This window comes from uncultured Mucilaginibacter sp., assembly GCF_903913935.1.
GTDB lineage: Bacteria > Bacteroidota > Bacteroidia > Sphingobacteriales > Sphingobacteriaceae > Mucilaginibacter.
In genome coordinates this window covers 1-8,690 of sequence record NZ_CAIWNH010000362.1, presented here as the reverse complement: position 1 = coordinate 8,690, position 8,690 = coordinate 1, and the positions used below count along the sequence as shown (strand labels likewise).

Annotated in this window: 10 protein-coding genes and 1 pseudogene; 4 read left to right on the top strand and 7 right to left on the bottom strand. The window is 42.9% G+C overall.

All coding sequences use genetic code 11. The features are described 5' to 3' along the window. Positions 1-239: pseudogene (locus tag QZY09_RS14450) on the bottom strand (hypothetical protein); the annotation flags it as partial. A 176-nt stretch (positions 240-415) separates the two neighbouring features. Between QZY09_RS14450 and QZY09_RS14445 the strand changes: the two are divergent. Continuing rightward, the gene (locus QZY09_RS14445; protein ID WP_295673478.1) at positions 416-1,891 is read left to right on the top strand and encodes a glycoside hydrolase family 30 beta sandwich domain-containing protein; all 1,476 of its coding nucleotides are present in this window, start codon (positions 416-418) and stop codon (positions 1,889-1,891) included. Between the two features lie 30 nt (positions 1,892-1,921). Then, the gene (locus tag QZY09_RS14440; protein ID WP_295673476.1) at positions 1,922-3,148 is read left to right on the top strand and encodes a glycoside hydrolase family 5 protein; all 1,227 of its coding nucleotides are present in this window, start codon (positions 1,922-1,924) and stop codon (positions 3,146-3,148) included. A gap of 65 nt (positions 3,149-3,213) precedes the next feature. Here the strand turns inward: QZY09_RS14440 and QZY09_RS14435 are convergent, their stop codons facing one another. From QZY09_RS14435 to QZY09_RS14415, 5 genes are all read right to left on the bottom strand, one after another. Next, positions 3,214-4,221 (bottom strand): ferredoxin--NADP reductase, encoded by a 1,008-nt coding sequence (locus QZY09_RS14435; protein ID WP_295673475.1) that lies wholly within the window; start codon positions 4,219-4,221, stop codon positions 3,214-3,216. A 5-nt stretch (positions 4,222-4,226) separates the two neighbouring features. Further along, positions 4,227-5,222 carry a zinc-binding dehydrogenase gene (locus QZY09_RS14430; RefSeq protein ID WP_295673473.1) on the bottom strand — a complete coding sequence of 332 codons (996 nt, stop codon included), beginning with the start codon at positions 5,220-5,222 and terminating at the stop codon, positions 4,227-4,229. A 124-nt stretch (positions 5,223-5,346) separates the two neighbouring features. Then, positions 5,347-5,952, bottom strand: a complete 606-nt coding sequence (locus QZY09_RS14425) for a superoxide dismutase (RefSeq protein WP_295673472.1) — start codon at positions 5,950-5,952, stop codon at positions 5,347-5,349. Between the two features lie 206 nt (positions 5,953-6,158). Continuing rightward, positions 6,159-6,629, bottom strand: coding sequence for a nucleoside deaminase (locus QZY09_RS14420; RefSeq protein WP_096349547.1), 471 nt, complete (start codon positions 6,627-6,629; stop codon positions 6,159-6,161). Beyond that, a complete protein-coding gene (locus QZY09_RS14415) occupies positions 6,629-6,964 on the bottom strand; it encodes a tRNA-binding protein (protein ID WP_295673469.1) in 336 nt (111 codons plus the stop codon). Before QZY09_RS14415 ends, QZY09_RS14420 begins: the two co-directional genes overlap by 1 nt. 131 nt (positions 6,965-7,095) lie before the next feature. On the opposite strand from QZY09_RS14415, the gene QZY09_RS14410 reads away from it, so the two are divergent. Then, on the top strand, positions 7,096-7,656 hold the full coding sequence (locus tag QZY09_RS14410; RefSeq protein WP_295673468.1) for a nuclear transport factor 2 family protein: 561 nt from the start codon (positions 7,096-7,098) through the stop codon (positions 7,654-7,656). Positions 7,657-7,686: 30 nt separating this feature from the next. Next, positions 7,687-8,007, top strand: a complete 321-nt coding sequence (locus tag QZY09_RS14405; protein ID WP_295673467.1) for a protein tyrosine phosphatase — start codon at positions 7,687-7,689, stop codon at positions 8,005-8,007. 106 nt (positions 8,008-8,113) lie between these two features. Here QZY09_RS14405 and QZY09_RS14400 read toward each other — a convergent pair whose 3' ends face one another. Further along, positions 8,114-8,536 (bottom strand): hypothetical protein, encoded by a 423-nt coding sequence (locus QZY09_RS14400; RefSeq protein WP_295673465.1) that lies wholly within the window; start codon positions 8,534-8,536, stop codon positions 8,114-8,116. Positions 8,537-8,690 lie beyond the last annotated feature (154 nt).

The following is an 8,690-nucleotide window of genomic DNA, read 5'->3' as shown; positions in this document are numbered from 1 at the left end:
GAGGCACCAACTATTGGCTCAATCGTTACTCCAGTTTTTTGTTTAAAATCCTGCCCCAGCGCTTTTATTACCGGCTGCAGGTTAGCTGCCACAGCTACTTTTATGTTTTGCGCAACCAAATGCCCTGTAAATAATAAAAAGCAGGCCGTTAAAACCTTCGTCTTATCTGCAATTCGGATAAAATGCTTTTTGCCTTCCATTTGTTTTTTATAAGAATCAAACACAGCGCTAATATACATTGTTAGTAAAGCTTATCAGAATTTTTGTAAAGCTTAAGTAATGGAAAAACTTGCCTGATTCAGTATACCCGTTAACGCGCAATAATACTATATTAGCCCTATCCGAATGTAAATCCAATTTATTTTTATACTTTAATAACCTATTTAAATTTTTGTTAGCCATTTACCTGAAAATCATGAAGAAAGGTTCCCCGCAAATCATTTTTACTTTCGTTTTAGTTTTCAACTTACTGCTGGGCGTCAGCTGTAGTAAAAAGGCTGTGAGCGCTGGAATACAACCCGTACCTGTGATACCACCGGTGGTAACTATAAAGTCGGACGTAGCAATGTGGCTTACTACCCCGACTCAATCGGCATTATTACAAAAACAAAATGTGGGCTTGATTTTTAAAAGCAGCAGCAATGCAAATACCAGCATAAATATTGATACTACAAAAACTTACCAGAGCATAGATGGATTTGGCTTTTGTTTAACCGGGGGCAGCGCCACCTTGATCCATAGCCTCGCTGCAGCACAGCAGGACGCGCTGTTAAAGGAATTATTTTTAACCGATACTACACATATCGGCATCAGCTACCTCCGGATCTCCATCGGCGCTTCAGACATGAGTGCCTCCGACTTTACTTACGATGATGTAGCTACCGGGCAGACAGATGTTACCCTCGCTAACTTTAGTATTGCCGCTGAACTAACCGACCTTGTGCCTGTTTTGAAGAAAATAATCGCTTTAAATCCAACTATTAAAATAATGGCTACGCCATGGACCGCCCCTGTCTGGATGAAAAGCAATACAACAGGCAATAATGGCTTTACTGGCGGCAGCTTAAATACTGCGTATTATGATGCCTACGCGGCTTATTTGGTTAAATATATCCAGGCAATGCAAGCACAGGGTATTACTATTGACGCCATCTCGCCGCAGAATGAGCCATTGAACCCAAATAATAACCCGGCGATGGTAATGCAGCCGCTTGAGGAGGCAAACTTTGTTAAAAACAGTTTAGGCCCGCAGTTAATAACGGCCGGCCTGTCAACCAAAATACTGGTATATGATCACAATACCGACCGTACCGACTATCCATTAACCATCCTTGCCGATGCGGCCGCCAACCCTTTTGTTGATGGCTCGGCATTCCATCTTTATGCCGGCAATATCAGCGCGCTTACGCCTGTTCATAATGCGTACCCCAATAAGAATATTTATTTTACGGAGCAATATATTTCTACTTCAGGTACCTTTGCTGGCGACCTGGCCTGGCATATCGCCAATTTAATTATCGGCGCCACAAAAAACTGGAGCCGGAATGTACTGGAATGGAACCTGGCGACCGACGGCGGCTTTGGCCCGCATACCAACGGCGGCTGTACTACCTGCCAGGGGGCTTTAACCATTAATGCGCCGTCGGTAACCCGCAATGTATCCTATTATATCATTGCACATGCGTCAAAATTTGTACGGCCGGGGGCTGTTCGGATCGCCTCAAACGAAGTAAACTCGCTGCCCAACGTCGCCTTTAAAAATGCTGACGGATCAAAGGTGCTCATCGTATTAAATTCCGCAAATGCATCGCAAACCTTTAACATACAATTTAATGGAAAGATCGTCTCCACTACTTTGCCAGGTGGTGCCGTTGCAACCTATGTTTGGTAATATTTACTTTTAGCTATAATAACGGTTATCATGAAAAGAAAACTTTTGTATGCTTCATTATTAATCCTCTTAATCCCGTCATTCCTTAGGGCCCAGACCGGTAAATTTATCAGTGTACGGGGAAAAGACATTATCGGCCCGGACAATAAACCCTTCCTGATGAAGGGCACAAACCTGGGTAACTGGCTGGTGCCTGAGGGTTATATGTTCAAGTTTAAGGATGTAAGCTCGCCCAGGCTGATCAACGAAGCGATCCTGGAGCTTTTAGGCCCTGAAGAAACCACCAAATTCTGGAAACAATACCAGGATAACTATATTACCACGGGAGATATCCATTTTTTAAAAGCATCCGGGATGAACTCTATCCGAATCCCTTTTAACTACAGGCTTTTTACCGCGGAAAACTACTGCGGGCAAAATAATGCTAACCGCGGCTTTGAATTGCTGGACAAGGTGATTGGCTGGTGCAAAAAAGAAAAACTTTATGTTATTTTAGATATGCACTGCGCACCCGGCGGGCAAACCGGCGATAATATTGATGATGGCAACGGCTACCCCTTTTTGTTTAAAAGCAAAGCCATGCGGGCGCAAACTGCTTACATCTGGAAAAAGATCGCGAATCATTATAAAAATGAAACCATCATTTTGGGATATGACTTGCTGAACGAACCTATCGCGACCTATTTTAATGCCGATGAACTTAACCCTTACCTTGAGCCCACCTATAAAGAAATAACCAAAGCCATCCGCTTGGTGGATAAAAACCATATCCTGATTTTAGGTGGTGCACAGTGGGACAGTAATTTTAAACCTTTCGGCCTACCGTTTGATAAAAAGCTGGTGTACCAGTTCCATAAATACTGGACTCAAACAACAGGGAAAGAAATCATCCAGGATTATATCGATTTCAGGGATAAATACAATGTGCCTATTTATTGCGGCGAAACGGGAGAAAATAAAGATGAATGGTGCGAGGCCTTCCGCAAAACCCTTGATGAGAACAACATCGGCTGGCATTACTGGCCCTATAAAAAAATGGACAATACGGCGGGCGTTATCACTTTTGATGTTCCGGCCGGGTATGATAAAGTAATTGAATATACAGAGCAGCCCAGGGCCGATTTCGGCGCCATCCGCAAAGCAGCGCCACAAGACAGGGAATTAATTAAAAAGGCATTATTCCGGTTTATCCAAAACTGCAAATTTGAAAATTGCCGGCCAAACAAAGGATATATGGCAGCTTTGGGGTTTAGATAAACTTAAGGCCTAAAGCAGAAAGCTAAAAGCGGATATAAGCTATGTTCCTTTCCGCTTGTTATGCGTTAAAATTCAATTTCGACGTCCGGTACAGGATGGCCGGTACAGGTTAATATCCAGCCTTTGGCCAGGTCGGCATCCGTCAACACATTATTTTTCACCATCTCCACCCTGCCATTTTTGCAAATAGCCGAACAAGTTGAACAATCCCCTACCCGGCAACTATAGGGTAACGGGATGCTATTTTGCAGAGCTGCCTGCAATATCGATTGGTTTTCACCAACAATCAGGTCGTACGATTCTTTATTAAAATGAATTCGAATCCTCCTCGGCGGGTAATTTAGTGTAACTGCGCCTACCGGCACGGTATCCAGCACAAAATTTTCCTTCCTGATCTGCGCCGGTGCAAAACCCATGTACAATAGCGTAAGGCGGATCATCCGCATATAGTCATAAGGCCCGCAGGTATAGATCGCTGCATTGGCTATAGTTGAACGCAGGTTTTGGCGTACTATCTGTTCCAGTACAAGGTTATTTAACCTGCTGGCTTTGCTACTTAACAAATGAATAATTTTTAACCTGGCAGGATTTTTTTCTGCCAGTTCATTCAATTCATCCTTAAAAAGAATCGAACTTTCATTTTGATTGCCGTAAATAAGGATGAATTTACATTCCCCCTGCCGGGCTAGTGCATATTTAAGTTGCGAAAATATGGGGACAATTCCGCTGCCCGCTGCAAATAAAAATATATCTTTTTCGGCTTCTAAATCTTCTATCGTAAATCTTCCGGCCGGTTCAACAGCGTTTATAATATCGCCGGGCTTTATTTTAGTGAGCAGGTAGCGCGAGATCTCGCCGTTAGTGATACGTTTGACGGTAATTGATATTTGGTCCTCATCAGGCGATGAACTTAGCGAATAAGACCGGCGGATCTCGTCATCATGATGATCAAAAACCAGGGTAATAAACTGCCCGGCTTTATAATTGACCTTCCGGCCCGATATTTCGCAAAAAAACAAGGTGGCTACATCCGGCAGTTCCCACTTAATCGCTTCAACTTTTAACTGAAGCATACTTTTTACGCTCTTAAAACAATTTTACCAAACTGCGGGGATTCCGCCATTTTTTGAACTGCCTTTTCTGCTTCAACCATCGGAAAAACCTCATCGATTACGGGCACCAACCTGTGTTTATTTACAAAATCAACCATCTCCTTAAATTCCTCCTTTGTGCCCATAGTAGTGCCCAGGATCTGTAATTGTTTCCAGAATATTTTACGCCCGTTCAGTTCAGGGACATTCCCGGCTGTCCCGCCGAAAAACACGATCCGGCACCCGGGATTACTGATATCCAAAAACCTGGCGAACCCATCGCCCAGGGCACTGTCGATAATTACATCAAAGCCGCCGGCAAGTTGTTGCAATTGTTCGGGCCAGTCCGGCGCATTATAACTTACACCAGCCGATGCCCCCAATTGTATCGCCTTCTCAATTTTTTCCTCCGAGCGCGACGTAACAAAAACCTGGCAGCCGGCAGCAACGGCCCACGTAAGTGCGAAGGTACCTGTCCCGCTCCCTACGCCCGAGATCAGCACTTTATCACCCTTTTTAGCTTTGCCTTTGGTAAACAAGGCACGAAATGCAGTTAATCCCGCAAGCGGCAAAGCGGCAGCCTGTTCCCAGTCTAAATGGGTTGGTTTAGCATGCAGGAATTCAGTCCTTACCTTTACATATTCAGCAAAAGTGCCATTTTCGGGCAGGCCCAGTATCTTAAAATCCTTTCCCTGGTATTCAGCGTGGTCGCCCCAATCTTGGCTGGGGTTAATGATTACCTCTTTCCCTATCCAATGTTCATCTGCATTGTTTCCAACTTCCGCAACAATGCCCGCACCATCAGAACCTAATATAGAGGGGTATTTTATGCCTGCGTACTTACCAATAGTTATCCAGTAATCGCGTCTGTTTAAGGCTGCGGCAACAATTTTCACCAAAACCTCACCCGCGTTTAGGGTTGGCTTTTCAACTTCTTTTAAAACTAAAGGTTGGTCTGCACCTTTTAATACAATTGCTTTCATAGGGTTGTCCGGACCGGGATTACGCAGATTTTTACGATGCCCGGGATTGTGAAAAATTAAAAAAAGCGGCAGTATTGAATAACTGCCGCTTTACTTCTTATAACCCCTTTAGAGGGCTGTGGGGCTAGGCTTTGCTATATAATTCGGCAACGTGGCTCCAGTTGATCACATTCCATACAGCTGCCAGGTAATCCGGACGGCGGTTTTGATATTTCAAATAATAGGCATGCTCCCAAACGTCGATGCCGAAAATCGGGGTACCTTTTACCTCGGCTATATCCATTAATGGGTTATCCTGGTTTGGAGTTGAACATACAGCCAGTTTCTTTTCTGGTGTAACGATCAACCATGCCCAGCCTGAACCAAAGCGGGTTGCGCCTGCTTCGTTAATTTTAGTTTTAAAATCGGCAAAAGAACCGAAAGTGCTTTTTATTGCATCGCCAAGCGCACCGGTAGGCTCGCCACCTGCTCCGGGGCCTAAAATAGTCCAGAATAAGCTGTGGTTATAGTGGCCACCACCATTATTGCGAACAGCCATTGGGAATTTTGAGATATTTTTAATGATATCTTCAATATTGCTGTCGGCTTCTGGTTTTCCTTCCAGTGCTTTATTTAAATTGGTTACATAAGCCTGGTGATGTTTGCCATGGTGAATTTCCATAGTCATTTTATCAATATGCGGTTCAAGCGCGTCGGTAGCGTAAGGTAACGCCGGTAGTGTAAAAGCCATAATATTAAGTTTAATGTTTAATTATAGTGTGTAACAAATATAAAGTGTTGAAAGGTTATTTTGTTCTGATAAATGTAATATTTAGTTCATGGCTCATGGTTGATAGTTCATGGTAGAAGGTTGGTGTGTGTAAATGCGGCAAATCACTAAATTCTATCCATCTTCCGCAGCTACCATGAACTATCAACCATGAACCATGAACTAACCTACTTCCGCTTGCTTTTAAAAAAATCCCTTACCAGATCAGCACATTCGTTTTCGTGGATACCGCCGGTAATAACGGTTTTAGGGTGGGTAATCTTTTGATTTAACCTGCCAAAACCGCGCTTAGTATCATACGCCCCAAAAACGATCCGGCTTAGCTGGAACCAGTAACAGGCACCCGCGCACATTACACATGGCTCCAGTGTTACGTACAAGGTACATTCAGGCAGGTATTTGCCCCCCATATAATTGGCGGCAGCAGTTAAGGCCTGCATTTCGGCGTGGGCCGAAACATCGTTCAACCTTTCAGTAAGGTTATGCCCCCGGCCAATGATCTTTCCCTGGCAAACCACAATGGCCCCAATCGGGATCTCATCTTCAGCTAAAGCCAATTTTGCTTCGCGGATAGCCTCGTTCATAAAAAAATCGTCGGGCGAGACGGCGGGCTCATCGCCAAAAGTAACATACCTCATTATATCAGTTTACTCCCATTCGGGACAGGTTTATCAATAGCCGCCAGTACAATATCCCCGTTTTCATCTGCAAAACCGGTAACCAAAAACTCCGACATAAAGTTAGCGATCTGTTTAGCTTTAAAATTTATTACCCCGATGACCTGTCTGCCGGGCAATTCTTCTTTGGTATAATGGCGGGTGATCTGAGCGCTCGACCATTTTATACCCAGGGAACCAAAATCAACTTTTATTTTATAGGCTGGTTTGCGGGCTTCGGGGAAATCTACAACCTCCAGTATCGTTCCGGCGCGAAGCTCAACTTTCTCAAATTCGTGCCAGGTGATGGTTTCCATTTTGCAAAGTTATAAACCTGCAACAAATCAAAACCCTTTGGGGTAGATTTTTTATTTTATAGTGTAAAAGCGTTTATGTAATTTAACTTTGTAATTGGAAGAGCAAAATGCGCTTCCGCATTTTATCATTTATGACGAGAAATAGTTTTTTTATTTTGGCTTGTTGCCTGCTTGCGGCCTTGTTTCTGCCAGCCAGCGAGGCTAATGCTACTTCGAAAATTTCTTTTTATAAATACACAGAAACCAATAGATACACTCGTCCGTTAGCCGATACTGTACCGCCATCAGACATTATGGAGGTAATAACCACTATTATAAACGCTACAAATTCGTTTAATATTGAAGCGGTATCCAAATTATATACGCCAAACGCAGCAATAGCTGATGATGAGGCCCCATATTCGTGGAATGGCCCTACAGCCGGGGTGCAATGGGTTAATGCCGTTGAAAAAGCATGCAAAAATAACCGGTTGACCAAACTTACCAGCAAGATTGAACCCATAAACATATACCAATCCAGGGAAGACAATGTTTATATTGTTGTACCCGTAAGCTACACGGGGAATTTACCGGGCAAGCAGCACTTTGCCGTAAGAGGCGCTTTTACGTTTGTATTGAGGGACATTAACGGTAAATGGTTAGTGAAGAGCCAGACCTGGATGCAGGAAAAAGGCATCATTGCCAGTAACTAAACATTTCCCTTCATCAATAATTAAATCCGCTTGTCCAACGTTCTGTTCATTTGCAGTAAAAACCAATGGCGCAGTCCAACTGCCGAAATGTTGTTTAAAAATCATCCGGACCACCAGGCACGTTCTGCAGGAACAAGTGATAAAGCGAGAATAAAAGTAAACGAGAAGCTTTTAGCATGGGCTGATGTCATCTTTGTGATGGAGCGCAGGCATAAACAACGCCTCAATCAACGTTTCCCTTTGATATTAATGGAAAAGACATTGATCGTGCTGGATATTGAGGATGATTATCGCTTTGGCGATGAGGAATTGATTGGTATCCTCAAAGAAAAACTTAACAACTATTTATAAGCCCAACATAAAAAATCCCGGCAGCTCTTAAAACTGCCGGGATCTGCATTAATATCGTGAATGGCTATAAAATCAGGTTTGATCGATTTTATCAGCCTCTTTCTTTTCAGTCGGTTGAAGTTAACAGGCCTTGTGAAGGAGAATGATTTTCTTTGCTGGTAAAAGGTGATCTTTTAGTGAAAACACCTAAAAATATTAAAAGTGCGCCAAAAAATATTTCCGGCAAAAAAGCTTTTGCTTTAAAGTTATACAGCCATGGTGAAACAAATAAAATGAAACCCATTACCGTATCCAGTACCATGTTCATTTTGATAGGGAATTGCCTGATCGGGCTTGCTTCCGTATCTCTAAATATATTCATGATTAATTGCAACCAGCCATTAAAAATCGGGATCAGTAAAGCTGCGCTTGAGATATCAGCCAGCTTTGTTCCATCAAAACCTTTAAATATCCATGGGGTTGCAATTAAAGTAAGCGCCAGGATGTACTTGAAAAAGCCGTAAAATGCGGTGGAAATAAACGGTTTCATATTTTAATCTTTATTGTAGTAGTGTTTTTAAAATTAAAAATTGCTTTGAGCAACTATTTGTGTCAAAGGTATAAATTTCCTTTTATCTGTAAATGCTTTCCGCACAATTCTTAAAGTATTTTGTATAAATATTTTAAAAAAAGCCCCAATTACT

Excerpts from the sequence above, each read along its gene's own strand:
- QZY09_RS14445 (WP_295673478.1), top strand. The coding sequence starts at position 416 with ATGAAGAAAGGTTCCCCGCAAATCATTTTTACTTTCGTTTTAGTTTTC.
- QZY09_RS14440 (WP_295673476.1), top strand. The coding sequence starts at position 1,922 with ATGAAAAGAAAACTTTTGTATGCTTCATTATTAATCCTCTTAATCCCG.
- QZY09_RS14435 (WP_295673475.1), bottom strand. The coding sequence starts at position 4,221 with ATGCTTCAGTTAAAAGTTGAAGCGATTAAGTGGGAACTGCCGGATGTA.
- QZY09_RS14430 (WP_295673473.1), bottom strand. The coding sequence starts at position 5,222 with ATGAAAGCAATTGTATTAAAAGGTGCAGACCAACCTTTAGTTTTAAAA.
- QZY09_RS14425 (WP_295673472.1), bottom strand. The coding sequence starts at position 5,952 with ATGGCTTTTACACTACCGGCGTTACCTTACGCTACCGACGCGCTTGAA.
- QZY09_RS14420 (WP_096349547.1), bottom strand. The coding sequence starts at position 6,629 with ATGAGGTATGTTACTTTTGGCGATGAGCCCGCCGTCTCGCCCGACGAT.
- QZY09_RS14415 (WP_295673469.1), bottom strand. The coding sequence starts at position 6,964 with ATGGAAACCATCACCTGGCACGAATTTGAGAAAGTTGAGCTTCGCGCC.
- QZY09_RS14410 (WP_295673468.1), top strand. The coding sequence starts at position 7,096 with ATGACGAGAAATAGTTTTTTTATTTTGGCTTGTTGCCTGCTTGCGGCC.
- QZY09_RS14400 (WP_295673465.1), bottom strand. The coding sequence starts at position 8,536 with ATGAAACCGTTTATTTCCACCGCATTTTACGGCTTTTTCAAGTACATC.